The organism is Streptomyces sp. NPDC059850 (assembly GCF_042731515.1).
Lineage (GTDB): Bacteria > Actinomycetota > Actinomycetes > Streptomycetales > Streptomycetaceae > Streptomyces.
Genome location: NZ_JBHWJI010000021.1, coordinates 130,862 through 155,331 on the forward strand (window position 1 = coordinate 130,862; position 24,470 = coordinate 155,331).

Sequence of the window (24,470 nt, forward strand, 5' to 3'; positions counted from 1 at the left end):
GCCCCCTTCCCCGTGAGTGGTAGAAACAACGTACCTGCACGGACCTGTTGGAAGAGCCCGAGGTGGAACCATGAAACTGCGCTGTGCCGTGCTCGACGACTTCCAGGACGTGGCCCTGTCCTCGGCCGACTGGTCGGGGGTGCGCGACGCGGTGGACGTGGTGTCGCACCGGCGCCACTTCACCGACCGGGACGCCCTCGTCGAGGCGATCGGGGACTGCGAGATCGTGGTCATCATGCGGGAACGGACCCCGTTCCCCGCGGAGCTGTTCGCCCGGCTGCCCCGGCTCCGGCTGCTCGTCACCACCGGGATGCGCAACGCGTCCGTCGATCTGGAGGCAGCCGCCCGGCACGGGGTCACCGTGTGCGGCACGGCCAGTTCCTCCGAGCCGCCCGTCGAGCTGACCTGGGCGCTGATCCTCGGTCTGGCCCGCCACCTGGTCACGGAGAGCACGGCGCTGCGGGACGGCGGGCCGTGGCAGAGCACGGTCGGCATGGATCTGCACGGCCGGCGGCTCGGGCTGCTGGGCCTCGGCAAGATCGGCGCCAAGGTGGCGCGGATCGGCCAGGCGTTCGGCATGGACGTGGCCGCCTGGAGTCAGCATCTGACGGCCGAGCGGGCGGCGGAGGCGGGCGTGCGGTTCGTTTCCTCCAAGGAGGAGTTGCTGGAGACCAGCGATGTGGTCTCGGTGCATCTGGTGCTCAGCGACCGCACCCGGGGGCTGCTGGGCGCGCCGGAGCTGCGGCGGATGCGCCCCACGGCGTACCTCGTGAACACCTCCCGCGCGGCCATCGTGGACCAGGCGGCCCTCGCGGACGCCCTGCGGGGCGGCTGGATCGCGGGCGCGGGGGTCGATGTGTTCGAGGAGGAGCCGCTGGGTCCGGAGCATCCGTTCCGTACGCTGCCGAATCTGCTCGGCACCCCGCATCTGGGCTATGTGACCCGGGGCAACTACGAGGGCTACTTCCGCGACGCGGTGGAGGACATCCGCGCGTATCTCGCGGGCGAGCCGGTCCGTGTCCTCACCGCTCCATGAGCCGCCTCAGCCGGAGCCAGGGCCCAGCGTGTCCAGGGCCATGACGGCGACATGGAGCCGCGACCGCTGGGCGCCGGACTCCAGGCTGCCGCCGACCAGCCGCTCGATGGTGTGCAGGCGCTGGTAGAAGGCCTGCCGGGACAGTCCGGCCTGTTTGGCGGCGACGGACTTGTTGCCCGCGGCGTCGAGGTACTGGCGCAGGATGGCCAGCAGGTCGCCGCCGTGCCGCTCGTCGTGCTGCATCAGCCTGCCCAGCTGCCGTTCCACGTAGTTCTGGACGCGGACGTCGTCCCGCAGGGTGTAGAGCAGTTCCGGCAGCCCGAGGTCCGCTGACACGTGGAACGGCCGCCGGGGTGTGCCGGGGCCGATGGCGTTTGCGACCTCCTCGGCCTGGGTGAACGACCGCGCCACCTGGTCGAGGGCGGTCACGCCGGGGCCGACCGCGAGGACGGCCTCCTCGCCGAGCGTTCCGAGGGTTTCCTCGGCGACCCGGCCGATGCGCTCCACGACGGGCTGCCACGCGGCGGCGAGCGGCAGGGTGAGCAGGACGCCGGTGCGGTCCGGGGAGAGCCTGCCGACCAGTGCGTGGATTCCGGCACCGCGCAGGTCCTCGCCGAGGTGGCTGTCCAAGTCGGCCCGGTCGGCGGCGTCGGGCCGGTGGCCGATGGCCAGGGCGATGAAGAGGTGGCCGACGGTCGGCAGCCCGAGGGCCTCGATCCGGATGCGGGACTCGGTGCGGCTGAGGTGGCTTCCGTGCCGCAGCTCCAGCAGGGCGGACGCGCGGGCCTGCCGGTCCCACTGGGTGTGGCCGGTCATCCGGGCCAGGGTGAGGGCGGTCGCGGCGCGCCGCAGGGTCAGGGTGTGCTCGGGGCCGGAGGCCGGGCCGGTCTGGTCGGGCAGCGCGACGAGACGCCCCCAGCGCTGCCCGTCGTGTTCGACGGGGGCCACCAGCCAGCCTTCCGGCCCGCTGGGCGCCGCGTGGTCGGGGGTCGGCGCGGCGCGGGAGCGGCGCTGCCAGGCCTCCAGGATCGTGCCGCCGGGGCGGCCCGCCGTACAGACGATCATGGCGTGGTGCACCAGGTTCTCCAGCACCACCGACCGTCCCATCAGGTCGGCCGCGACCTGGACCAGCTCCTCCGGGCGGGCGCCGCGCAGCGTCAGGTCGGTGAAGAGTTCATGGACCTGGTGGGAGCGGCGCAGCAGCTCGCCCTGGGCGTCCAGGATCAGGGCGTGGACGGTCTGGGTGACCTCGATGAACCGGATGCCGTGGGAGAGCACGATCAGCGGGAGGTCCCGGGCCCGGCAGGCGGCCACCAGGTCCGGCGGCACCTGCTGGTACCGGCGGCCCAGCTCCACGACCAGACCGGCCGCGCCGACGTCGGCGAGCTGGTCGGCGTAGCCGCGCAGCCGGGTGGGGTCGTTGGGCTGGGGCATGCCGGTGGTGAGGACGAGTTCGCCGCCCTCCAGGAACGACGCCGGGTCCAGCAGTTCGGTGACGTGGACCCAGCGGACGGGACGGTTCAGCCGGTCCTCCCCGGCCATGACCCGGGGCAGTCCCGCGGCGATCACGGGCAGCCGCAGTACGTCGGCGACGGTGAGCAATGCCATCCGGCCCGCTTCCTCCCTGCACGGTGCCCGCCGGGGCGGGCGGATCTCTGGAGTCCCGGCGGCGCGCGGGGAGGCGGGGCGCCGGGACTCCAGGATCTCAGGGTCGCCGGGCAATGAGGTCGGCGACGGTGGCGATGGGCGAGGTACGGGTACGGCCGCCCGCCTCGTGCCGGTCCGCGAGCCGGTAGGCGACGTACAGTCCGCGCACCCCGAGCCAGCGGAACGGCTCCGGCTCCCAGGTGCCCGGGCGGTGCCCGGTCCACGGCAGCCGGGTCAGCCGGGTGTCCCGCTTCAGCACCAGGTCGGTGAGGGTGCGGGCGGCCAGGTTGGTGGAGGTGACCCCGTGGCCGACGTAGCCTCCGGCCCAGCCGGTGCCGGTGGCCCGGTTCAGGCCGACGGTGGCCGACCAGTCGCGGGGCACGGCGAGGACACCGCACCAGGCGTGGTCGACCCGGACGCCGGTGGTCTGCGGCAGCATGCGCTGGAGGGTCTGGGTGAGCTGGCCGATCGTACGGTCGCTGACCCGGCCCGAGTCGTCGGTGCGGGAGCCGAAGCGGTACGGCACACCGCGCCCGCCGATGGCGATCCGGTCGTCCGGGGTGCGCTGGGCGTACATATGGCCGTGTGCGGTGTCGCCGAGGGTTTCCCGGCCCTCCCAGCCGATTTCCTTCCACACGTCCGCGGGCAGCGGCTCGGTGACGATCATCGAGCTGTTCATCGGGAGCCAGGCGCGCCGCAGCCCCTTGAGGGACGAGGTGAACCCCTCGGTCGCGCGGAGCACCACGGGGGCGCGGACCGTGCCGTGTGCGGTGAGCGCGCGGCCCGGCTCGATGGCGGTGACGGGTGACTTCTCGTAGATGGTGACGCCGAGGCGTTCCACCGTCTCGGCGAGCCCTCGGACCAGGGCGGCGGGCTGGAGCCGGGCGCAGTGCGGGGTGTACGCGCCCGCGGTCACCCCGTCGATGGCGATGTGCCGGTCGGACTCGGCGGGGGTGAGCAGGACGGACTCCGGCACGCCCCACTCGTGGTCCTGCTCGACCTTGTGCCGCAGGCGGGTGGCCTGGGCGGGGGTGCGGGCGACCCGCAGGGTGCCGCCCTTGACGATGTCCGCGTCGATGTTCTCGCGGGCGGCGACGGCGATGATCTCGTCCACGGCCTCGTTCATGGCCCGCTGCCAGTCGAGGACGGCGTCGCGGCCGTACATGCGGGCCAGCCGATCGCGGGCGCCGGGGATCAGTCCGGAGGCCCAGCCGCCGTTGCGGCCGGAGGCTCCGAAGCCCGCGAACTCGGCTTCGAGGACCGTGATACGCAGGGACGGGTCGGCCTGCTTGAGGTAGTAGGCGGTCCACAGGCCGGTCATTCCGGCGCCGACGACGCACACATCGGCGTCGCGGTCGCCGGGCAGCGCCGGGCGGGGGGCGGGCAGTTCGGCGAACCAGTGGGCGACGCGCCCGTTGACCGGTGCCGTGGTGGCGGACATGGGGTCCTCTCGCGGTGTGAGGTGGCCGGGGAGCCGGGTCGGACGCCGGGCCGTCAGACGCCGAGCAGACCGGGCAGCTCGGACAGGTCCTTGATCTCCTCGTACGGCTGGTAGGCGGCCGACCCGGGGAAGCCGTACCGGTTGACCCAGATCCGCCGCATGCCCTCGTACCGCTTGGTCGGCATGATGTCGTACTCCCAGCCCTGGGCGGTGTGGATGATGTCCGCAGGGCCCCGGCCGGTGGCCTTCATGAGGTATTCGAAGGCCTGCGGCAGCGGCTTGAACGCGCCCGCCTGCTCGGCGGTGAGGACGTAGTCCCACTCCACGCCCAGCTCGTCGACGGCGTAGGAGATCAGGTCGTCCTCGCTGTTGGAGAGGATGGCGATGTCGTACTCGCCCTTGAGGCGGCGCAGCGCGTCGGGGACCTCGCGGAACGCCTTGAACCGCTTGATGGCCTCGATCAGCGCCTCGCCGTCCTCGTCGCGGTAGGGCAGGCCGTGCAGCAGCATGACGTTGTTCAGGGTGCGGCGGACGGTCTCCCGGTACGGGCGGTAGTGGTCCACGACGCCCTGGAACCGCATCACGTACGCGTCGTGGTGGAACTGCTTGGGGTCGACGCCGTACTCGGCGAGCCGGTCCTTGACGATCTCGTGGGTGGCGCTCTGGGTGTCGAAGTTGATGAGGGTGCGGTAGCAGTCGAAGGAGACGAGCTTGCGCATGGGGCAGTCCTTTCGGAGGAGGGGGCGGGGCGCGGTCAGGCGCGGCGGCTGGCTTCCGCCAGGCCCAGGTCCTTGGTTTCGGGCGCGAGGACGATGGAGGCCACGAGGCCGATGATGGTGATGCCCGCGCCCATCGCGAGGGTGCCGCGGACGCCGAAGTCGGCGGTGAGCATGGGCAGCAGGAAGGTGCTGGAGGCGGAGCCGACCCGGCTCATGGCGGTGGCGATGCCGACGCCGGTGGCGCGCAGGTCGGTGGGGAACAGCTCGCTCGGATACACGAACTGCAGTCCGCTGCCCGCGGCCTCGAAGAACTGGAACCCGGCGAAGAGGGCGACCACCAGGAACGCGTAGTGCAGCGGCAGCACGATCAGGGCGATGAGGCAGACGTTGATGCAGGCGAAGCTGGAGATGAGCAGGGGCCGGCGGCCGATCCGGTTGACCACGAGCAGCCCGACCGCCGTGCCCGCGACCGCGATGGTGGTGATGAGCGCGCTGGCACCGAAGGTGCTGGTCACCCCGAACGACTCCAGCATCTGCGGCTGGAAGGACCGTACGGCGAAGGCGGGCGCCACCTGACAGATCCAGAACACCGAACAGAAGAGGACGGGGATCGCGTAGCCGCGGCGGAAGATCTCCACCAGGTTGCCCAGGCCCGAGCCGCCGCGCCGGGTGCCGCTCTCGGCGAGCAGTTCCTCGGTGCTGACCTCCTGGTGGAGGTGGCGGCGTACGACCTCCTTGGCCTCGTCCACCCGGCCTCGGGAGGCCAGCCAGCGGGGCGACTCGGGCACTCCGGCCCGGAAGAACATGAAGATGATGGCGGGGACCGCGCCGGAGGCCAGCATCCAGCGCCACGCGTCGTCGCCGGTGCCCATCAGCAGCCAGCCGGCCCAGAAGCTGACGCCGTAGCCGACCCACCAGGCGAGGACCAGGCCGGACAGGGCCGGGCCACGGATCTTGCGCGGCACCAGCTCGGAGGTCAGGGCGGACGCGATCGGGTAGTCGGCGCCGATCGCGATGCCGATCAGCAGCCTGAGGACCAGCAGCTGCCACGCCTCGGTGACGAAGAACTGGAGGGCCGAGAAGATCACGAAGGTCAGCAGGTTGAGCACGTACATCAGATGGCGGCCGACCCGGTCCGTTACGGGTCCGAAGACCGCGCCGCCGATGAAGACACCGACCAGGACGGAGGCGGCGATCAGCCCCTCCCACATGGTGTTCAGGCTGAGCGCCGGGGTGATCAGGCTGAGGGCGACGCCCATGATGCCGAGCAGATAGCCGTCGCAGAACGGCCCGCCCATGGCGACGGCGACCATCCTGCGGTGGAAGCCGGTGACGGGGGCTTCGTCGAGGCTCACGGTTCGTGTGGTGGTTTGTTGCGAAGGTGACGGGCTGGACAAGGACATGCTTGAGACTCCTGGGGACGAGGAGGTGGCGCCGGGGCGCTGGGCGATGCGGCACAGGGGGTGGGCATCGGGCGTCAAGCATTCGTGCGGGGCGCCGCGGGGGCCGCGGGGTGTGCTGCCGGGGACGGGCAGGTGACGGGAGGTTGGATGGCCATCACCATGGTTCAGCCGTCCGGCACCGTCAACGGCCATCCTGTTCCATCGGCGGCTCGGTGGTGGACACTCTGTACGCCCGGTCCGCACCGGGGCTGCGCAGGACTTTGGTCCCGGGGCACATCTGTGCCGGGGACACAGCGTCCACAACGGCCCGCCGGGGCGGACACTGTGCCCGTTGCCCCGGAGCGCGGCTGCGGTCAGGGTGTGGGAATCCGATCCACACCCTTCCTGACCTCGGGAGAACCGTCATGACACTCCGGTGTGAGCCCCCGGGCGGCCCGAGCGGCCCGCCGGGAGGCGGCCATGGGTGACCGGCTGGTCGTCCTGTACAACGACCATCTGCCGTACAACCGGGAGCGCGTCGAGTCCCTGGCGCGGACCGTGTACGCGACCGAGGAGGAACTGCCGGACCTCCTCCCCGGCGCGGACGCCCTGCTCGCCTGGTGGCCGCTGAGCCCGGCCGTCGCCGCCTCGTGGCCGGACGATCCCGCGAAGGCCCCCCGCTGGGTGCATGTGGCCGCCGCGGGCGTGGACCCGTATCTGTTTCCCGCGCTGACCGGCAACCCGGATGTGGTGCTCACCAACTCGCGCGGAGTGTACGACCAGCCCATCGCCGAATACGTCCTCGGGCTGATCCTGTCCCTCGCCAAGGACTTCCCCGGCATGTGGGACCACCAGCGCGGCCGTCAGTGGCGGCCGCGCGACAGCGAGCGCGTCGGCGGCCGCACCGTGCTGGTCTGGGGTACCGGGTCCATCGGCCGGGCCGTCGCCCGGCTGCTGCGCGCGGTCGGCATGCGGGTGTGCGGCGCGGGCCGCACCCCGCGCGACGCCGACCCCGACTTCGGCACCGTGCACGGTCCGGCGACGCTGCACACCGGGCTGGGCGAGGCCGATTACGTGGTGCTGGCCGCCCCGCTCACCCCGGCCACCCACGGCATGGTGGACGCCTCGGTGCTGGCCGCCATGAAGCCCGGCGCCCGGCTGGTCAACGTAGGACGCGGCCAGCTGGTGGACGAGACGGCCCTGATCGACGCCCTGTCCGGCGGCAGCCTGGCCGGTGCCGCGCTGGACGTGTTCGCCCGGGAGCCGCTGCCCGCCACCTCCCCGCTGTGGGAGCTGCCGGGGGTCATCGTGTCCCCGCACACCGCGGGTGAGGTGGTCCGCTGGCGCGACGACCTGGCCGAGCTGTTCCTGGACAACCTGCTCCGCAGGACCGAGGGCCGTCCGCTGCGCAATGTCGTCGACAAGGCACTGGGTTACGTCAGATAGGCGGGTTACGTCAGGTAAGTGGTGGCCACCACTCCGTTTCACCCTCCCTCCGGCCGGAAAGCCGCAGAGGACGGGGAAAAACACATCGGCCCGCAGACGGAGGGGAACGTGGCGCACACCACACCAGGTCAGGGCACCGGCGCCGAACGGATCCGGGAGAACACCTCAGGGCAGAGCACCCCGGCGACCCGGCGGGGGCTGCTCTCGGTGACGGCGGCGGCCGGTCTCGGTCTGCTCGCCGGATGCGGCGAGCAGAACACCGACTGGTCCAGTCCCTCCAGGAGCCCCACGCCCGCCAAGAGCGGCGGAACCTCCGCCGCGGGCTCCGACAACAAGGCCAGCCGCTCCCCGTCGCCGAAGCCGACGAAGCGACGGCCAGAACTCCCCCGCGGCGGCCGCGATCTGTCCCGGTACCGCCTGGTGGGGTACTGCGGACTGCCCGGCGCCGCCGCACTCGGCCGGCTCGGTACCGGTGACCTGAACCAGCGGGTCAAGGAGATCGAGAAGACCGCGCGCGACTACGCCGCGGACCGGGAGCCACTGCCGGTCCTCGAACTGCTGGCGACCATCACCAACAGCTCGGCGGGACCGGACGGCACCTACCGCACCCGGGTCCCGGACGACACCATCCAGCGTTTCCACGACGCGGCCCGGCGCCATGAAGCGATGCTGCTGCTCAACATCCAGCCCGGCCGGGCGTCGATGCTGGACGAGGTCAAGGCGCTGCGCGACTGGCTCGTGAAGCCCGATGTGGGCATCGCGCTGGACCCCGAGTGGGACATGGGCCCGGGAGAGGTGCCGGGCGACACCTACGGCAGCACCAGCGGGAAGGAGCTGACCGACGTGGCGCGCTATCTCTCGGACATCGTGGAGGAACACGATCTGCCGGAGAAGCCGCTCGTCTTCCACCAAGTGGCGGTGTCCGTGGTCCCCGACCAGTCCGCGCTGCGCCCGCAGCCCGGGGTCGTCGTCATCAAGAGCGCGGACGGCATCGGCTCGCCGGGCATGAAGCGGGACACCTGGCGACAGCTCGTGAAGGACCAGCCGGAGGGCGTGCGCACCGGTTTCAAGCTCTTCTACGAGGAGGACGCCGAGGTCAGTCGGCTGATGACCCCGAAGGAAGTGCTGGCCCTGCGGCCCCGGCCGGACTACGTCATGTTCGAGTGACACGCGGATCGAATGACACGCGTGAAGCCGCCCCCGGCCCAGAGGACCGGGGGCGGCTTCGTGGGATCCGCCGGGTCAGGTCCGTGGTGCGGTGGCCACGGAGACCGGTTCGTGTTCGGCGCGCTCGCCCGTTCCGGGGCGGGTGAAGCGCATCAGGACGCAGGCACCCGCGTACAGCACCGCCACCACGAGCAGCAGGGCCTGGTAGCCGGTGACCAGAGCGAGGTATTCGAGGGTGCCTCCGACCAGTGAGCCGAGCAGGTTGGCTCCGAAGGCCGCCGTGGGATCGGAGGCCACCGCCAGCCGGTCGGAGAAGATGAGGTTGGCGCAGAAGATGGGGGCGAAGGCCAGCGCGATCGCGGCGGCGAGACGCCCCGCGAAGGGCAGTCCGAGCACCAGATGGGCCGGGATCAGCCAGGAGACGGCCAGCGTGGCGAAGAGCAGGAGCTGCAGCGCCAGCTGGTTGAGCTTGCGCATCCGCCGCCGTACCTCGACCGCGGACAGGACGGCCAGCAGCACACCGGCGAAGACCATGGCGTTGACCAGCCAGGTGGTGCCGAAGTACAGCGCGAAGCCGATCACGTTCTTGGTTTCGAGCAGCATGAAGGCGGCGCCGAGCAGGAACATGTCGGCGTAGCCGAAGGTCCGCCGCAGCCGTACGCCGGTCAGCCGCACCGACGCCAGGGTCACCAGCAGGATCGCGCCCAGCACCCCGAGATAGAGGGTGGGAATGGTGCGATGCAGCAGATACGGGAACGGGTGGTCGTCGCTCGCGGCCTTAGGCACCGGGCCGGACGCCTTCCACGTGGCCCCGCACGACTGGGCGGCCGGGGTGGTGCCCGCGACGAGGACCGCGGCCCGCTGGTTGCCGTAGTGGGTGATGCAGGGGGCGTGTCCGAAGACGGAGGTGAGCGTCCCGCCGAAGCGGTCGATGAGCCAGTTCTGCCGGTAGTAGTTGTACATGGCGAACGCGCCGCCGGGGGCCAGGTGGCGATGGGCCGCCTCGAACGCCTGGCGGGTGAACAGATAGCTCTCCAGGCGCAGGTTGCTCGCCCCGGACACCAGGGTCAGGGAGTCCGGCAGCGCGAGGACGATCAGGTCGTAGCGGGTCTTGGTCTGCTCCAGGAAGGCCCGTCCGTCGTTGATGTGGACGTGCACCCGGGGGTTGTCGTACGGCCGGGCCGGGTGCAGGGAGGCGCCGATCTCCTGAAGCCTCGGGTCGATCTCCACGGCGTCCACGCGCCGGGCCCCGTGGGCGAGGGCGAGGGCCACGTCGTTGCCGTTGCCCGCGCCGATGACCAGCACCCGGCGGTGGGAGTTGCGCGGCGTCTCGCGGTAGGGCTGCTCATACGGTGAACCGGGCTTCGTCAGCGCCTTCAGCGGGGCGATGGACTGATGCGGAACACCGTTGGCGGCGATGTTGTAGTCCCGGGCGGACGAGGACGACTTCTTGACCTCGATCTTGTAGTACGGCGACCACGAGATGCCGGTGGCCGCCGATTCCAGCGCCAGCACCGCCACCATCACGGCCAGCGGAATCGCGGACCGGATGAGGTTGCGCCGCCCGACCAGCACCAGCATCGCCAGCGCCGCGAGCACACCCCACACCACCGACGGCGCGCGCAGCCAGGACAGCAGCGCGAAGGACACCGAGCCGGTGAGGGAGCCGAGCAGGTCGAAGCGGTACGCCTCCAGCGACGGCAGCCGCCGGAACTGGTCGGCCGTCATCTTGCCGATCGCCATCATGATGAGCGCGGTCAGCCCGAACAGCACGGGCAGGGTGACCCACTGCGGCAGACCGGTGGTCTTCACGGCGGTGAAGTAGATGACCTCGCCACTGCTCTGCCGCACCTGGACGGGAAACTCCCGGACCAGGACGACGAGGACGGCCAGCGGGAGGGGCGCCCAGCGGGTGAGCCACTGCCCGCGGTCGGCGGGCAGGAGGAATCCGAGGCCGATTCCGAGGAACGAGCCCAGGAGGATGAAGTTCGAGAAATAGCTCAGATGGACGATATTGGCGCCGGTCCACCGGATCAGCGCCAGCTCGACGAAGAGCATGGTGGCGCTGGCCAGCAGCAGCCTCGCGCGCACGTTTTGCGGTCCAGGGCTGTGCTCCATGTCGGCCCACGCTGTCATCAGAGGCGGGGCAGGTCGAGCACCAGCAGGGCGGTCCGACCGCCCCCGGAGCACATCTCACCTGATGGGCCCAATCGCTGTTGCGAGCCGGGTGTCCGGAGCGAAAATGGTGGTGCTTGTCTCCGTTGTGCTGGTCTCTGGAGAAAGGTGCACACCATGCCCAGGGGATCGAGCTCGAAGCGGGAGAGACAGTACGAACACATCAAGGACAGCGCGAAGGAGCGCGGCGCCAGCGAGCGCCGGGCCAAGGAGATGGCCGCCCGGACGGTCAACAAGGAGCGCGCCCGCTCCGGCGAGGCCAGGACGGCGAGCCGTATCTCCACCGAGGACATGTCGTCTTCGCGGCGTGGCGGCAAGCGGTCGCACACCGGGGCGCAGGGCCCCACCCGGGACCAGCTGTATGCCGAGGCCAAGCGCCGGAACATCGAGGGCCGGTCCCAGATGAACAAGTCCCAGCTGAAGAAGGCCCTGGGGAAGTAGCCCCGAGAACACCGGCCCGGGAACGCCGACCCTTCAGTGTTCCTGGGCCGTGGGGCGCACCAGGATCTCGTTGACGGCGGCCAGCTCCTCCAGCCGGTCGGTACGGCGGGCGACCAGCGCGACACCGGCGCCCTGGCGGGCCAGGGAACGGGCGGTGGCCGCCCCGATCCCGCCGGACGCGCCGGTCACCAGCGCCACGCATCCGGCCAGCGGCGCGCCGCCGGCCGTCACCGGTGTTCGGCTGGTCGCTAGAAGGCGCCGCTGTACGCGTTCAGGGCGGGCTGGCCACCGAGGTGCGCGTACAGCACGGTGGAGTCCTTGGGGATGTCGCCGTCGCGTACGAGGTCGATGAGCCCGGCCATGGACTTGCCCTCGTAGACCGGGTCGAGGATCACGCCCTCCAGGCCGCCGGTGAGCCGGATGGCATCGAGGGTGGAGGCCACCGGGACGCCGTACGCGTCGCCCGCCCAGCCCTCCAGCACGGTGATCTCCTCGTCGCGCAGCCCCCGGCCGAGGCCGGTCAGCTCGGCGGTGTTCCGCGCGATCTTCTCCACCTGGGCCCGGGTCTCGGCCGCCTTCGCGGAGCCGTCGATGCCCAGCACCCGGCGGGGGCGGTCCTGGCCCGCGAACCCCGCGATCATCCCGGCCTGGGTGGAGCCGGTGACGCTGCACACCACGATGGTGTCGAAGAACACGCCCAGCTCGCGTTCCTGCCGCTGAACCTCGTACGCCCAGTTGGCGAAGCCCAGCCCGCCCAGTGGGTGGTCGGAGGCACCGGCCGGGATCGGGTACGGCGTACCGCCCGCGGCGCGCACCTCGTCCAGGGCGTGGGTCCAGCTGTCCTTGAACCCGATGCCGAACCCGGCGTCGACCAGCCGGACGTCCGCGCCCATGACGCGCGACAGCAGGATGTTGCCGACCTTGTCGTTGACCGCGTCGGGCCAGTCCACCCAGCTCTCCTGCACCAGGACGGCCTTCAGCCCCAGCCGGGCCGCCACGGCGGCGACCTGGCGGGTGTGGTTGGACTGCACCCCGCCGATGCTCACCAGCGTGTCGGCGCCCTGCCGCAGCGCGTCGGGGACCACGTATTCGAGCTTGCGGGTCTTGTTGCCTCCGTAGGCAAGGCCGCTGTTGCAGTCCTCACGCTTGGCCCAGATGCGGGGCCCGCCCAGATGGTCGCTGAGCCGGTCGAGGGGGTGGACGGGGCTGGGGCCGAAGAGCAGGGGGTGGCGGTCGAAGTCGTCGAGGGACAAGACGGGCTCCTTGGTGCCGGTGGGCAGGTGCGCCGCGGTGTGTTCGCCGCGGATGGTGAGCAGCCCTACCCCGTCGCACGACCGGCCTATGCGTGTAGGCCGTTTGGGGTCGGTCGGCGCGCCCGGCCCATGGATCGCGGCGGACCATCGAAGCCAGTGTCCCTGTCCGTCGCACTCCTCCAGGGAAGCCACGACCATGCCACTGTATTTCGCCGACTCGTCGGAATCACTGGTTCCCGACGCGCACGCCGGTTTCGCCACCGCCCATGCCGCCCTCGTCGAGCACCACCCCGGTCACGGGTACTTCCGGTCCCGTATCACCTCGCCCGCCCGCCGGGTCGCGCTGGTGTCCGGCGGCGGGTCCGGTCATGAACCGCTGCACGCCGGATTCGTCGGCGCCGGGATGCTGGACGCCGCCTGCCCCGGCCGGATCTTCGCCTCGCCGCACAACCGGCAGATCTTCGAGGCCAGCCGCGCCGTCGCCGGGGACGACGGCGTGCTGCACCTGGTCAAGAACTACACCGGCGACCGCATCAACTTCGGTATCGCCGCCGAACGCCTCCATCACGAGGGCATCCGCTGCGAGCGGGTGCTGATCGACGACGACCTGGCCACCGACTCCGACGAGATCGCCGTGGGCCGGCGCGGCACCGGCGCCACGCTGGTCGTGGAGAAGGTCCTCGGCGCCGCCGCCGACGAGGGGCGCGGCCTGGACGACCTCGTGGCGCTCGGCGTCGATCTGACCCGCCGCTCCCGCAGCCTCGCCGTCGCGTCCGCCGCGCACACCACCCCCGCCTCCGGATCCCCGGCCTTCTACCTGCCCGAGGACGTGCTGGAGTTCGGCGTCGGCATCCATGGTGAGCGCGCCGACAAGACCGTGCCGCACGCGCCGCTCAGCAAGCTGGTCGAGACGATGACGGACCGGCTGCTGGCAGCCCTCCCCCATGGCCCGCGACCCCGGGTGCTCGCGCTGGTCAACGGTCTGGGGTCGGTGACGTCCCTGGAGCTGTACGGGATCCACCACGTCCTCGCCAAGGCCCTCGAAGCCCGGGGCACCGCGCTCGACCGGTCCCTGACCGGCACCTTCGTCAGCGCCCTCGACATGCGGGGGTTCTCGCTGTCCCTGGTCGCCACCGACGACGAGGTGCTGCGGCTGTGGGACGCCCCCGCCCGCACCGCGTCCTGGCCCCTGTGACCGGCCACCGGTCCCCGAGACTTCAAGGAGCCCAGCACCCATGACCGTGAACCCCGCCCCGCGCTCCCTGACCCGTGCCACCGTCACCGCCTGGCTGCTGCGCTTCGCCGCCACCGTGCGGGCCGTCGAACCCGAGCTGACCGCCCTCGACCAGCAGGCGGGCGACGGTGACTTCGGCGCCAACCTCGCCACCGGGATGGACGGGGTGCGCCGCGACCTGGACAGCCTGTCCGCCTCCCCCGCGGTCGGCGAGGACACCGCGGAGGCGCCGCTGGCCGTCGCCGCCCGGGTCTTCCTCGACGAGGTCGGCGGCACCAGCGGCCCGCTGTTCGGCCTGCTCTTCCAGGAGATGGCCGACGCGGTCGCCGAGGCCGCCCCCACCCCGCCCGGCACCGGTGAGCTGGCCGCCGGGATCGCCGCCGGGACGGCCGCGATCCAGCGGGTCGGCGAGGCCGAGGTCGGCGACAAGACCATGGTCGACGCGCTGATCCCGGCCGCGAAGGCGCTCGCCGAGTGCCCGCCGACCGCCGAACCGGCCCGTTCGCTGCGGCTCGCGGCGGTGGCGGCCCACCGCGGCGCCCGGGCCACCGCCTATCTGCGCGCCCGGCGCGGGCGGGCCAGCTACACCGGCGACCACGCGGTCGGTGTCCCCGACCCGGGCGCCCTGGCCGTGGCGCTGCTGTTCGCCTCGGCCGACGGCGAACTCACCACTGTTAGCAGACTTCCCGAGCATCGGGGTGCCGAATACTGATCCTTTAGTGATGTTCCTCGAACTCGGACAGTTACGCGCATGACGGGTGTCATTTGCCACTAGCGTGGACAGTCATGAGCGGGGCCGCGTCGGGCAGGCGATTCAGGAAACCTCGCTGGCTCGACCGGGAGAAGCAGTGCATCAAGACACCCCCACCCGTGTGACAACGCCGCAGTCCACCGAGGAGCGACCGGCACGGGGTGAGGGCCCGGCCCAAGGCAAACCCCGCGACGCGTACTTCGACAACGCGAAGTACCTCACCATCGTGCTGGTGGCCTGTGGCCACGCGTGGGAACCACTGACGTACGGCAGCCGGGCCTCCATGGCCGTCTACCTTCTGGTGTACGCGTTCCACATGCCCGCCTTCGCGCTGATATCGGGCTACTTCTCGCGCAGCTTCGACATGGCCCCCAAGCGGCTGCAGCGGCTGGTGACCGGCGTGGTCGTGCCGTACGTCGTCTTCGAGGTGCTGTACACCCTCTTCTCCCGCTGGGCCCAGGACAACCCGGACGAGCCGTTCAGCCTGCTCGACCCGTGGTACGTGATGTGGTTCCTGGTCGCGCTGTTCATCTGGCGGATCACCACCCCGCTGTGGCTGGCGCTGCGCTATCCGGTGCCGATCGCGCTGGCCGTGGCCGCGCTCGGCTCGCTGTCGCCGGAGACCGGTGGCGATCTCTCGCTCCAGCGCACCTTGGCGTTCCTGCCGTTCTTCGTGCTCGGGCTCACCCTCCGCCCGGAGCACTTCGCGTGGCTGCGCACCTGGCGGGCGCGGTGGATCGCGCTGCCGGTCGGGCTCGTGGCGCTGGTCACGGCGTACGCGGTGGCGCCGTGGTTCAACTCGGAGTGGTTCTACCACCGCAAGAGCGTGGCGGCCCTGGACGGCGTACCGGAGTGGGCCGGGCTGCTGTCCACCCCCATCCTCTTCGCCGGCGCGCTGGTGCTGACGGCCTGCTTCCTGGCCTGGGTGCCGGGGCGGCGCACCTGGTTCACGGCGCTCGGCGCGGGGACGATGTACGGCTATCTGCTGCACGGCTTCATCATCAAGGCGTCCCGCTTCGGCGGCTGGTACGAGCACTCGTGGCTGCACACCCCGCTCGGCGAGCTGGCGGTGACCGCCGCGGCCGTCGCCATGATCACGGTGCTGTGCACGGCTCCGGTGCGGCGGGTCCTGCGTGGAGTGGTCGAACCGCGCATGGAGTGGGCGTTCCGGCGCGCGGGAACCGGGAAGCCCACGAGCGCGAAGTAAGACCGCTCCACCGGCTTCCGGGGGCGTCTTCCGGGGGTGGTGTCACCCGGAGGGCTCGTCGGGTACCGGCTGTTCGGGGTGTACGCCTCCGCTGTGCGGCTTTCCGCGTCGGCGGGTGCCCGGTTCGTCCAGGTCGGGGACGTCCTGCGGGCGGTGGGGCGGAGTGGTGTGCGGTGTGCCGCCGTTGATGTCCAGGGGGTCAGGGCCGCCCTGCGCCTGCTGGTCGGGCAGGTCCCTGGGGATGGCGGGGCCGTTCTCGCCGGGGGCTTCCGGTCGCTTGTCGCCGGTCACGATGCGCTCCTTACTCGTCGGGCCCCTCTCGTCGGGCCTCTCTCGTCGGGAACGGGACATGGACGGCCGGTACCCCGCACACGGGCACCAATGCGGCCATTGCCGCTCCTCAACGCCAGATGTGAGGCCTGTCACCGCCGCGCCGGAAAATTGATCTGAACACAACCGGCGGCCCCTGCGTATCCACTGCCGTAGCGAACCCGTCCCCTGCGTACGACCCCGTGCGCCCCACAGGAGGTCATAAGTTGAGCCGGAGTCACAAGCGCGCCCCCAAGACAAAGATCATCATTGGGGCTGCCGCGGCCGCCGCCGTCGTGGGTGCCGCCATTGTGCTGCCCAACGCCAATGCCTCTCAGGACAAGAAGTCCGAGGCCATCGACGCCAAGCCCAAGGCGTTCAACTCCGAGTCCGCCTCGGACGTGATCGCGCAGCTCGCGTCGAGCCTGGGCGAGGCGTTCGGCGGTGGCTGGTACGACAAGGAGCAGCAGCAGGTCATAGTCAATGTCATCGGCGATAACAACAACGTCGAGGTCGCCGCGATCCAGAGCGCCGGGGCCGTCGCCAAGGAAGCCAAGAACAGCATGAAGTCGCTGAAGGCGGCCGAGGCGACGCTGAAGGAGAAGGCCTCTGTGGCGGGCACCGCCTGGGCCATCAACCCCAAGACCAACAAGCTCCAGGTCACGGCGGACAGCACCGTCAAGGGCGCGAAGTGGGACACCGTTGAGTCGACCGTCAAGTCGCTGGGCGCGGGCATGGCCGACGTCACGCGCTCCAAGGGCACGTTCAAGACCGTCGCCGAGGGCGGTGACGCCATCTTCGGTGGCGGTTCGCGCTGCTCGCTGGGGTTCAACGTCACCACCGACAGCGGCGACCCCGGCTTCCTGACCGCCGGACACTGCGGCGTCGCGACCGAGGCGTGGTCGGAGACCCAGGACGGCGAACCGGTCGCCACGATCCAGGACGCCACCTTCCCGGGCACCGGCGACTTCGCGCTCGCCACCTACGACGACCCCGCCACCGAGGCCCCGAGCACGGTGAACACCGGCGGCGGCAACACGGTGAACATCACCGAGGCCGCCGAGGCCACGGTGGGCCAGGAGGTGCAGCGCATGGGCTCCACCACCGGGCTGAACGGCGGCTCGGTCACCGCTCTCAACGCGACCGTCAACTACGCGGAGGGCTCGGTCAGCGGCCTCATCCAGACCGACGTCTGCGCCGAGCCCGGCGACAGCGGCGGCGCGCTCTTCGCGGGCGAGTCCGCGCTCGGTCTGACCTCCGGCGGCAGCGGCGACTGCACCTCGGGCGGTGAGACGTTCTTCCAGCCGGTGACCACCGCGCTGGAGGCGGTCGGCGCCACCATCGGCGACGGCGGTGCCGGTGGCGGTGCCGCCCAGTAGGACGGTCCGCCCCACGGCTGACCGTCACGCCCGGGTGTCCCGCGCCGTTACCGCGGGACACCCGGGCGGGGCCTTTCAACACGGTTGACCGAAAAGCCTCGTTCAGTGTGCCACGTCGGCGCACCAGGTCAGGGCGTCAGGTCAGCGTGTCAGGTCGGTGCGCACCCGCTCCAGGGTGATCGGCAGGTCACGCACCCGCACCCCCGTCGCATGATGGACCGCGTTGGCGATGGCCGCGGCCGTCCCGACGATGCCCAGCTCCCCGACTCCCTTGGCGCCGATCGGGCTGAGCTGGTCGTCCTCCTCCTCGATCCAGTGCGCCTCGACATCACGCACATCGGCGTGTGCCGCCACGTGGTAACTGGCGAGGTCATGGTTGGCGAAGTCGCCGTAGTTCGGGTCGAGTTCGAGATTCTCGTACAGCGCCATCGACAGCCCCATGCACATGCCGCCGCGCAGCTGCGAGCGGGCCGTGCGGGCGTTGATGACGCGCCCGGCGGCGAACATCCCCAGCAGCCGGTCGACCCGTACCTGCCCGGTGTCCGCGTCCACCCGCACCTGTGCGAACTGGGCGCCGAAGGCGTGGCGCGAGAGGTTCTTCCGGGCCCGGACGTCGTCGGTGGTGTCCGCGTGGGCCTCCAGGCCACCGGGCGGGATCCGGCCCGACACCTCGTCGAGCCGCTTGGCCAGCGCCCGGCACACCTTGCTCACCGCCCACCCCCATGAGCTGGTGCCCATGGAGCCACCCGCGAAGGGGGCCGAGCCGTAAGAGCTGCGGCCGATGTCCAGGGTGACCCGGTCCAGCGCCACGCCGAGTTCGTCCGCGGCCACTTGGGTCAGCGCGGTGCGGGCCCCGGTGCCGATGTCGACGGCGGCGATCCGGACCGTGAAGCGCCCGTCCGGCTCCGCGCGGGCGGTCGCGGTGGCGGGCCAGGTGGTGGCGGGGTAGTTGCCCGCCGCGACACCCGTGCCCACCAGCCACCGTCCCTCGCGGCGGCGGCCGGGGCGGGGGTCGCGCCCCGGCCAGCCGAACCGGGCCGCGCCCTCGCGCAGACAGGCGACCAGGTTGCGGCTGCTGAAGGGGTGCCCCGACTCGGGGTCCACGGACGGCTCGTTGACCACCCTCAGCTCGATGGGGTCCATGTCGAGCGCGTACGCCAGCTCGTCCATCGCGCTCTCCAGCGCGAACATCCCCGGCGCCTCGCCCGGCGCCCGCATCCACGACGGGGTGGGCACATCCAGCTGCGCCAGGCGGTGGATGGTGCGGCGGTGGGGGGCCGCGTACATCATGCGGGTGGCGGCGACCGTCTGCTCGCAGTACGGGGTGAGCCGGGAGCTTAGCTGGAGCGCGTTGTGCGAGATCGCGGTGAGCTTGCCGTCGCGCTCGGCCCCCAGCCGGACCCGCTGGAGGGTGGGGGTGCGGTACGAGACCATGGTGAACATCTGCTGCCGGGTCGCGGCCAGCTTCACCGGGCGGCCGACGGCGCGCGCGGCCAGCGCGGCGAGCACGGTGGGCGGCCGGGGCACCGCCTTGGAGCCGAAGCCGCCGCCCACATGGTCCGCCACGATCCGTACGGCGCCCTCGGGGAGCCCGAACAGGGCGGCGAGGGTGCTCGCCGTCATCCAGGGCCCCTGGTCGCCGTTGTAGAGGGTCAGCGTCTCCCCCTCCCAGACCGCGATGGTGGCATGCGGCTCCATCGCGCTGGTGTGCTCGGGCGGTGTGGTGTACGTGGCGTCGATGGTGACCGGAGCCGCGGCCAGTGCGGTGTCCACATCCCCGGACTCCGTACGGCCCGGGTATCCGGCGTTGACCGTGTCGGGGACGAAGATGTCCGGATCGCCGTCGCGCAGTCCGACGTCGTGCGGCTCCTCCTCGTAGACGACCCGTACGGCGGCCGCGGCCTGAGAGGCCGTCTCATAGGTGTCCGCGACCACGGCGGCCACGATCTGCCCTCGGTAGGCCACCTCGGCGGACTGCAGGACGGACAGCTCCGGGTCGTCGGTCGGGCGCAGCCGCCGCACACTGCCGCTGTCCAGCACGGCGACGACCCCGGGGAGGGCCAGGGCGGCGCCGGAGTCGACGGAGCGCACCCGGCCACGGGCGATGGTGGACTGCACGGCCACGCCGTACAGGGCGTCCGGTACGGGGTACTCGTACGCGTAGAGCGCGGTGCCGGTGACCTTCTCGCGCCCCTCGATCCGGGTCACCGCGGCGCCCACGGTCCGCTCCAGTGTGGTCATCGCCCCTCCCCTTCCACGAGGTCGCGCACGGTGGCCGTGATGAGGTCCACGGCGAGGCCGACCTTGAAGGCGTTGTGCGGCAGCGGGCGGGCCGCGGTGAACTCGGTCAGGGCCGCGGTCCGCAGCGCGTCCTCGGTCGGCCGCTGCCCGGTGAGCAGCTGTTCGGCCTGGTGCGCGCGCCACGGCTTGGGGGCCACCCCGCCGAGCGCGAGCCGGATCTCCCGCAGCGCTCCCCCGCCGTCGGTGGCGGCCACGGCGGCCAGCGACACCACGGCGAACGCGTAGGACCAGCGGTCGCGCACCTTGCGGTAGTGCGTGGCGGCGGGTGGCGGCGGGGGCAGTTCGACGCCGGTGATGAGGTCGCCGGGCCGCAGCACCGTCTCCCGGTGCGGGGTGTCGCCGGGCAGCAGATAGAAGTCGGCGAGCGGCACGGTGCGCGGGCTGCCGTCGGCGCGCCGCAGATGGACGACGGCGTCGAGCGCGGCCATCGCCACCGCCATGTCGGAGGGGTTGGTGGCCACGCAGGAGTCGGAGGTGCCGATCACCGCGAGGTCGCGGTGACTGCCCTGGATGGCCGAACACCCCGTGCCCGGGGAGCGCTTGTTGCAGGGCTTGGTGACGTCCTGGAAGTACACGCAGCGGGTGCGCTGCAGCAGATTGCCACCGGTGGTCGCGCGGTTCCGCAGCTGTCCGGAGGCCCCGGCCAGCAGCGCCTGCGCGAGGGCGGGGAAGCGCTCGCGGATGCCACGGTCGCCGGAGAGGTCGCTGCCCGGCACCAGCGCCCCGATGAGCACCCCGCCGTCCGCGCGGTGCTCGATACGGTCGTACGGCAGTCCGGTGATGTCGACGACCATGGCGGGCTCGGTGACACCGAGCTTCATCAGGTCGACCAGATTGGTGCCCCCGGCCAGGTACACCGCCTCGGTGGAGTCCGCGACGAGGGAGGCGGCGGCCTCGGGGCGGGTGGCGCGCTCGTACGCGAAGGGCTTCATCGCGCACCGCCCCGGACCGGCGCGCCCGGCACGCCCTGGCCGTCGGCCCCGGCGGCCTCGCGGATGGCGTCCACGATGCCCCGGTAGGCGCCGCAGCGGCACAGGTTGCCGCTCATCCGCTCCCGGATCTCGTCGTCGTCCAGGGTGTCGGGCGCGCGGACACCTGCGGCCACGTCCTCGGTGGCGTGGCTGGGCCAGCCACGGGTCGCCTCGGCGAGCGCGCCGATGGCCGAACAGATCTGGCCCGGGGTGCAGTAGCCGCACTGGAAGCCGTCGTGTTCCAGGAACGCCCGCTGGAGCGGGTGCAGATCGCCGGTGGCGCTGAGGTCGGCGACCCCCTCGATGGTGGTGATGTCGTGGCCGGCCGCCGTCACGGCGAACACCAGGCAGCTGTTCACCCGTTCGCCGTCGACCAGGACCGTGCAGGCGCCGCACTGGCCGTGGTCGCAGCCCTTCTTGGTGCCGGTCAGCACGAGGTGTTCGCGCAGGGCGTCCAGCAGGGTCACGCGATTGTCGAGGGTGAGGGGCCGGTCGGCGCCGTTGACACGCAGCGTGAGATCGGTGTGAAACCTCTGAGCTGTCACGTCCCTCAGCGTGGCACCGGGTTCAGGGCCCCGCATCTTCAGCGCGCCTCCGGTGGCGGGGGCAGTCGCAGGTGGGCGAGGTCGTCGGGGACCGGGCTGCGGGGCCGGTAGAACGGCGGGGCCTGGTCGGCGGCGGGCGAGTCGGCGAGCCGGAAGCGGTCGCGCAGCCGGTGGTAGAACTCGGTGGGCCGCATCCGTACCAGCCGCAGCCGGGCCGGGGCGCGGTACGCCGCCACCCAGTCGCCCGGCTCCAGCACCCCGCGCAGCTGCCCGTCGATGGAGACGGCCACCCGCCCGGAGTGCGGCAGCACCCGGATGGCCACGGCCTCGTCCACCGCGGCCACCACGGTGCGGTCGAAGGCGATGTGCGGGGCGACGGGGGTGAAGACGACCGCGTCCATGTGCGGGGAGATGACCGGGCCGCCCGCGGCGAAGCTGTAGGCGGTGGAGCCGGTGGGGGTGGCCACGATGATGGCGTCGGCCGAGTACGAGGCGAGCAACTGCCCGGCCACATAGACCGCGAGCCCGGCCTGGCGGTCGCGGGCCAGCTTCTCGAACACCACGTCGTTCAGGGCGGTGACGTCCAGCGCCACGCCCCAGCCGACCTCCTCGGGGCTGCCGGGCCGTACCTTCGGCGGGGGCAGCACCGGCCCGCGTCCGTACCGCAGCAGCGCGTCCATCCCGGCGGGCATGTCCAGCGGCCGCGACGCCCGCAGGGTGAGCATCATGCGCTCCTCGACCGTGGTGCGGCCTGTCTGCACGGCGTCCAGGGCGTGCCGCAGGTCGCCCGGGGTGATCTCGGTGAGGAATCCCACCCGGCCCACGTTCACCCCCAGCGCGGCGGCACCGTCGGTGACGGCGATCCGGGCCCCGCGCAGGAACGTGCCGTCGCCGCCGAAGGTGACGATGAGATCGGGGTGCCCGGCCGCCGCGGACTCCTCCTGCGCGCCGCGCCGCGGATGGTCCCCGCGCCAAACATCGATCTCGGTGCAGGACACACCCCGCGCCGCGGCCCAGGAGTGCGCCTCGCGGGCCGCCGCGACGGCGGCGGGGCGGGCCTGGTGGACGACCAGGCCGAGCCGGTTGACAGGCATCCTCCTCCCCACCGTAGAGCGCCCCGGCCCGCGGCGCCCGGCAGTGGGTTGATCCAGGTGGCGCGGCTGTTCCAGGGGGTGTTCTAGGGTGGCGGCGAGTCTGATCGAGTCAGGGAGGGTGCAGCAGATGACGAGCCCGAACCGTACCGCGCTGGTCGAGGAGCTGATGGGGCGCTTCCCGCAGGTGCCGTCGGAGGCGGTGATCAAGGAGGACCTGCTGCGCGGCGGCATGGCCTTCGACGACTCCGCGCTCAGCGGCGGCGACGACGGCGACGTCAAGCCGAAGTCGTACTTCATCTTCTCCTTCGACCACCGCACCCTGCCCGAGCTGGGCGCGGCCGCGCTCAACCGGCCGCCGGAGGAGGTCGTGCTCACCGGCGGGCCGTACGGGCTGCGGCGCACGGTGGTGTCGGTGCGCGTCAACCCGGATTCGCCGTATGTGGTGCGGGCCGGTGAGGACGGTGCGCTCGGGCTGTATCTGGACGGGACGCGGATCGCGGACGTCGGGCTGCCGCCGATGCCGGACTACTACCGGCATACGCTGTCGAACGGCAAGTCGGTGATGGAGGTCGCCCCGACCATCCAGTGGGGCTATCTGGTCTATCTGACGGTGTTCCGGGTGTGCCAGTACTTCGGCGCCAAGGAGGAGTGCGGGTACTGCGACATCAACCACAACTGGCGCCAGCACAAGGCGGCGGGCCGTCCGTACACCGGGGTCAAGCCGGTCGAGGAGGTGCTGGAGGCGCTGGACATCATCGACCGCCACGACACCGCCGGTGCCTCGAAGGCGTACACCCTCACCGGTGGCTCGATCACCTCGCACGTGGGCGGTCGCGACGAGGCCGACTTCTACGGCCACTACGCGAAGGCCATCGAGGAGCGCTTCCCGGGCCGGTGGATCGGCAAGGTGGTGGCGCAGGCGCTGCCGCGCGACGACGTCCAGCGGTTCCACGACTACGGCATCAGCATCTACCACCCCAACTTCGAGGTGTGGGACCGGCGGCTGTTCGAGCTGTACTGCCCGGGCAAGGAGCGCTACGTCGGCCGGGACGAGTGGCACCGGCGGATCCTGGACTCCACCGAGGTGTTCGGGGCGCGCAATGTGATCCCCAACTTCGTGGCGGGCGTGGAGATGGCCGAGCCGTTCGGCTTCACCAGCGTGGACGAGGCCATCGACTCGACCGCCGAGGGGCTGCGGTTCTTCATGTCGAACGGTGTCGTGCCCCGGTTCACCACCTGGTGCCCGGAGCCGACCACGCCGCTCGGCAAGGCCAACCCGCAGGGCGCGCCGCTGGAGTACCACATCCGGCTGCTGGAGACCTACCGGGCGACGCTGGAGGAGTACGGTCTGACCTCGCCCCCGGGATACGGCCCGGCCGGGCCGGGACGGGCCGTGTTCTCGGTCAGCTCGTTCATGGACAGCCTGTCGGCCGACGAGCCGGTCGCGGCGGCGTCGGAATGACGGGCTTATCCGCGGTCATCCCCACCGCGCGGCTGGAGCTGCGGCCGCTGCGCATCGAGCACGCGGCGGAGATGGCCGGGGTGCTGTCCGACCCCGGCCTGCACACCTTCATCGGCGGCGCCCCGCTGGACGCCACGGCGCTGCGCGCCCGCTACGAACGCCTGGTCGCGGGCTCGCCCGACCCGGAGGTGGCCTGGTGCAACTGGGTGCTCCACGCCGTCGCCGAACAATGCCTGGTGGGCACCGTCCAGGCGACCCTCAGCGGCCCCACGGCCGCCCGCACCGCCGAGGTCGCCTGGGTGGTGGGCGCGCCGTGGCAGGGGCGGGGGTATGCCACGGAGGCGGCCCGGGGCCTGGTGGGGTGGCTCACGGCCCGTTCCGTGGCCGAGGTCGTCGCGCATGTCCACCCCCGCCACCAGGCCTCTGCGGCCGTCGCCAGGGCCGCCGGTCTCACGCCGACCGGGGAGCGCCAGGACGGCGAGATCCGGTGGCGGGCCGACGTCGCGTGAG

At 71.9% G+C, this 24,470-nt stretch carries 22 protein-coding genes; 10 read left to right on the forward strand and 12 right to left on the reverse strand.

All coding sequences use genetic code 11. The features are described 5' to 3' along the window. The first annotated feature begins 70 nt into the window (after positions 1–70). A complete protein-coding gene (locus ACFV9T_RS19715; protein WP_385441931.1) occupies positions 71–1,036 on the forward strand; it encodes a D-2-hydroxyacid dehydrogenase family protein in 966 nt (321 codons plus the stop codon). Between the two features lie 6 nt (positions 1,037–1,042). Here ACFV9T_RS19715 and ACFV9T_RS19720 read toward each other — a convergent pair whose 3' ends face one another. From ACFV9T_RS19720 to ACFV9T_RS19735, 4 genes are all read right to left on the reverse strand, one after another. Continuing rightward, the gene (locus ACFV9T_RS19720) at positions 1,043–2,644 is read right to left on the reverse strand and encodes a PucR family transcriptional regulator (RefSeq protein ID WP_385441934.1); all 1,602 of its coding nucleotides are present in this window, start codon (positions 2,642–2,644) and stop codon (positions 1,043–1,045) included. A gap of 97 nt (positions 2,645–2,741) precedes the next feature. Next, positions 2,742–4,124 carry an NAD(P)/FAD-dependent oxidoreductase gene (locus tag ACFV9T_RS19725; protein WP_385441936.1) on the reverse strand — a complete coding sequence of 461 codons (1,383 nt, stop codon included), beginning with the start codon at positions 4,122–4,124 and terminating at the stop codon, positions 2,742–2,744. 53 nt (positions 4,125–4,177) lie between these two features. After that, positions 4,178–4,843: an HAD-IA family hydrolase gene (locus tag ACFV9T_RS19730; RefSeq protein WP_385441938.1), complete on the reverse strand. Its 666-nt coding sequence runs from the start codon at positions 4,841–4,843 to the stop codon at positions 4,178–4,180. A gap of 35 nt (positions 4,844–4,878) precedes the next feature. Further along, positions 4,879–6,198 (reverse strand): MFS transporter, encoded by a 1,320-nt coding sequence (locus ACFV9T_RS19735; protein WP_385441939.1) that lies wholly within the window; start codon positions 6,196–6,198, stop codon positions 4,879–4,881. A gap of 507 nt (positions 6,199–6,705) precedes the next feature. On the opposite strand from ACFV9T_RS19735, the gene ACFV9T_RS19740 reads away from it, so the two are divergent. Then, positions 6,706–7,671, forward strand: coding sequence for a D-2-hydroxyacid dehydrogenase (locus ACFV9T_RS19740; protein WP_385441941.1), 966 nt, complete (start codon positions 6,706–6,708; stop codon positions 7,669–7,671). Between the two features lie 108 nt (positions 7,672–7,779). After that, positions 7,780–8,838 (forward strand): hypothetical protein, encoded by a 1,059-nt coding sequence (locus ACFV9T_RS19745; protein WP_385441943.1) that lies wholly within the window; start codon positions 7,780–7,782, stop codon positions 8,836–8,838. A gap of 75 nt (positions 8,839–8,913) precedes the next feature. On the opposite strand, the gene ACFV9T_RS19750 is transcribed toward ACFV9T_RS19745, so the two are convergent. Continuing rightward, positions 8,914–10,929 (reverse strand): spermidine synthase, encoded by a 2,016-nt coding sequence (locus tag ACFV9T_RS19750; protein ID WP_385441945.1) that lies wholly within the window; start codon positions 10,927–10,929, stop codon positions 8,914–8,916. A 201-nt stretch (positions 10,930–11,130) separates the two neighbouring features. Between ACFV9T_RS19750 and ACFV9T_RS19755 the strand changes: the two genes are divergently transcribed. Continuing rightward, positions 11,131–11,454 (forward strand): plasmid stabilization protein, encoded by a 324-nt coding sequence (locus tag ACFV9T_RS19755; protein ID WP_385441947.1) that lies wholly within the window; start codon positions 11,131–11,133, stop codon positions 11,452–11,454. 33 nt (positions 11,455–11,487) lie between these two features. Here ACFV9T_RS19755 and ACFV9T_RS19760 read toward each other — a convergent pair whose 3' ends face one another. Both ACFV9T_RS19760 and ACFV9T_RS19765 read right to left on the reverse strand, forming a co-directional pair. After that, entirely contained in the window at positions 11,488–11,685 is a 198-nt protein-coding gene (locus tag ACFV9T_RS19760; RefSeq protein WP_385441949.1) for an SDR family NAD(P)-dependent oxidoreductase, read from the reverse strand. Between the two features lie 17 nt (positions 11,686–11,702). Further along, positions 11,703–12,707: a 1-aminocyclopropane-1-carboxylate deaminase gene (locus ACFV9T_RS19765; protein ID WP_385441951.1), complete on the reverse strand. Its 1,005-nt coding sequence runs from the start codon at positions 12,705–12,707 to the stop codon at positions 11,703–11,705. Positions 12,708–12,903: 196 nt separating this feature from the next. Here ACFV9T_RS19765 and ACFV9T_RS19770 point away from each other — a divergent pair, with 196 nt between their 5' ends. The 3 genes from ACFV9T_RS19770 (at position 12,904) to ACFV9T_RS19780 (ending at position 15,899) form a co-directional block, all read left to right on the forward strand. Further along, on the forward strand, positions 12,904–13,902 hold the full coding sequence (locus tag ACFV9T_RS19770) for a dihydroxyacetone kinase subunit DhaK (RefSeq protein WP_385441953.1): 999 nt from the start codon (positions 12,904–12,906) through the stop codon (positions 13,900–13,902). Between the two features lie 40 nt (positions 13,903–13,942). Then, entirely contained in the window at positions 13,943–14,653 is a 711-nt protein-coding gene (gene dhaL / locus ACFV9T_RS19775) for a dihydroxyacetone kinase subunit DhaL (RefSeq protein ID WP_385441955.1), read from the forward strand. Positions 14,654–14,813: 160 nt separating this feature from the next. Next, positions 14,814–15,899, forward strand: a complete 1,086-nt coding sequence (locus ACFV9T_RS19780) for an acyltransferase family protein (protein ID WP_385441957.1) — start codon at positions 14,814–14,816, stop codon at positions 15,897–15,899. Positions 15,900–15,941: 42 nt separating this feature from the next. On the opposite strand, the gene ACFV9T_RS19785 is transcribed toward ACFV9T_RS19780, so the two are convergent. Further along, positions 15,942–16,190: a hypothetical protein gene (locus ACFV9T_RS19785; RefSeq protein ID WP_385441959.1), complete on the reverse strand. Its 249-nt coding sequence runs from the start codon at positions 16,188–16,190 to the stop codon at positions 15,942–15,944. 245 nt (positions 16,191–16,435) lie between these two features. On the opposite strand from ACFV9T_RS19785, the gene ACFV9T_RS19790 reads away from it, so the two are divergent. Continuing rightward, positions 16,436–17,587 carry a S1 family peptidase gene (locus tag ACFV9T_RS19790; protein WP_385441961.1) on the forward strand — a complete coding sequence of 384 codons (1,152 nt, stop codon included), beginning with the start codon at positions 16,436–16,438 and terminating at the stop codon, positions 17,585–17,587. A 141-nt stretch (positions 17,588–17,728) separates the two neighbouring features. On the opposite strand, the gene ACFV9T_RS19795 is transcribed toward ACFV9T_RS19790, so the two are convergent. From ACFV9T_RS19795 to ACFV9T_RS19810, 4 genes are read right to left on the reverse strand one after another with little or no spacing between them, the layout of a single operon-like run. Further along, the gene (locus ACFV9T_RS19795) at positions 17,729–19,828 is read right to left on the reverse strand and encodes a xanthine dehydrogenase family protein molybdopterin-binding subunit (protein ID WP_385441963.1); all 2,100 of its coding nucleotides are present in this window, start codon (positions 19,826–19,828) and stop codon (positions 17,729–17,731) included. Beyond that, entirely contained in the window at positions 19,825–20,820 is a 996-nt protein-coding gene (locus ACFV9T_RS19800; RefSeq protein WP_385441964.1) for an FAD binding domain-containing protein, read from the reverse strand. Before ACFV9T_RS19800 ends, ACFV9T_RS19795 begins: the two co-directional genes overlap by 4 nt. After that, the gene (locus tag ACFV9T_RS19805; protein WP_385441966.1) at positions 20,817–21,440 is read right to left on the reverse strand and encodes a 2Fe-2S iron-sulfur cluster-binding protein; all 624 of its coding nucleotides are present in this window, start codon (positions 21,438–21,440) and stop codon (positions 20,817–20,819) included. The genes ACFV9T_RS19800 and ACFV9T_RS19805 overlap by 4 nt, the downstream gene beginning before the upstream one ends. 2 nt (positions 21,441–21,442) lie before the next feature. Then, positions 21,443–22,498 carry an NAD(+)/NADH kinase gene (locus tag ACFV9T_RS19810; RefSeq protein ID WP_385441968.1) on the reverse strand — a complete coding sequence of 352 codons (1,056 nt, stop codon included), beginning with the start codon at positions 22,496–22,498 and terminating at the stop codon, positions 21,443–21,445. Positions 22,499–22,625: 127 nt separating this feature from the next. On the opposite strand from ACFV9T_RS19810, the gene ACFV9T_RS19815 reads away from it, so the two are divergent. Together ACFV9T_RS19815 and ACFV9T_RS19820 are read left to right on the forward strand one after the other, a co-directional pair. Next, positions 22,626–23,960: a radical SAM protein gene (locus ACFV9T_RS19815; RefSeq protein WP_385441970.1), complete on the forward strand. Its 1,335-nt coding sequence runs from the start codon at positions 22,626–22,628 to the stop codon at positions 23,958–23,960. After that, positions 23,957–24,469, forward strand: a complete 513-nt coding sequence (locus ACFV9T_RS19820) for a GNAT family N-acetyltransferase (protein ID WP_385441973.1) — start codon at positions 23,957–23,959, stop codon at positions 24,467–24,469. The genes ACFV9T_RS19815 and ACFV9T_RS19820 overlap by 4 nt, the downstream gene beginning before the upstream one ends. The last annotated feature ends 1 nt before the right edge of the window (position 24,470 follow it).

What these genes read in the sequence shown, in the direction of transcription:
- ACFV9T_RS19740 (WP_385441941.1), top strand. Translation starts at nt 6,706, where the DNA reads ATGGGTGACCGGCTGGTCGTCCTGTACAACGACCATCTGCCGTACAAC.
- ACFV9T_RS19755 (WP_385441947.1), top strand. Translation starts at nt 11,131, where the DNA reads ATGCCCAGGGGATCGAGCTCGAAGCGGGAGAGACAGTACGAACACATC.
- ACFV9T_RS19795 (WP_385441963.1), bottom strand. Translation starts at nt 19,828, where the DNA reads ATGACCACACTGGAGCGGACCGTGGGCGCCGCGGTGACCCGGATCGAG.
- ACFV9T_RS19720 (WP_385441934.1), bottom strand. Translation starts at nt 2,644, where the DNA reads ATGGCATTGCTCACCGTCGCCGACGTACTGCGGCTGCCCGTGATCGCC.
- ACFV9T_RS19800 (WP_385441964.1), bottom strand. Translation starts at nt 20,820, where the DNA reads ATGAAGCCCTTCGCGTACGAGCGCGCCACCCGCCCCGAGGCCGCCGCC.
- ACFV9T_RS19805 (WP_385441966.1), bottom strand. Translation starts at nt 21,440, where the DNA reads ATGCGGGGCCCTGAACCCGGTGCCACGCTGAGGGACGTGACAGCTCAG.
- ACFV9T_RS19815 (WP_385441970.1), top strand. Translation starts at nt 22,626, where the DNA reads ATGACGAGCCCGAACCGTACCGCGCTGGTCGAGGAGCTGATGGGGCGC.
- dhaL (WP_385441955.1), top strand. Translation starts at nt 13,943, where the DNA reads ATGACCGTGAACCCCGCCCCGCGCTCCCTGACCCGTGCCACCGTCACC.
- ACFV9T_RS19770 (WP_385441953.1), top strand. Translation starts at nt 12,904, where the DNA reads ATGCCACTGTATTTCGCCGACTCGTCGGAATCACTGGTTCCCGACGCG.
- ACFV9T_RS19810 (WP_385441968.1), bottom strand. Translation starts at nt 22,498, where the DNA reads ATGCCTGTCAACCGGCTCGGCCTGGTCGTCCACCAGGCCCGCCCCGCC.
- ACFV9T_RS19715 (WP_385441931.1), top strand. Translation starts at nt 71, where the DNA reads ATGAAACTGCGCTGTGCCGTGCTCGACGACTTCCAGGACGTGGCCCTG.
- ACFV9T_RS19820 (WP_385441973.1), top strand. Translation starts at nt 23,957, where the DNA reads ATGACGGGCTTATCCGCGGTCATCCCCACCGCGCGGCTGGAGCTGCGG.
- ACFV9T_RS19730 (WP_385441938.1), bottom strand. Translation starts at nt 4,843, where the DNA reads ATGCGCAAGCTCGTCTCCTTCGACTGCTACCGCACCCTCATCAACTTC.
- ACFV9T_RS19725 (WP_385441936.1), bottom strand. Translation starts at nt 4,124, where the DNA reads ATGTCCGCCACCACGGCACCGGTCAACGGGCGCGTCGCCCACTGGTTC.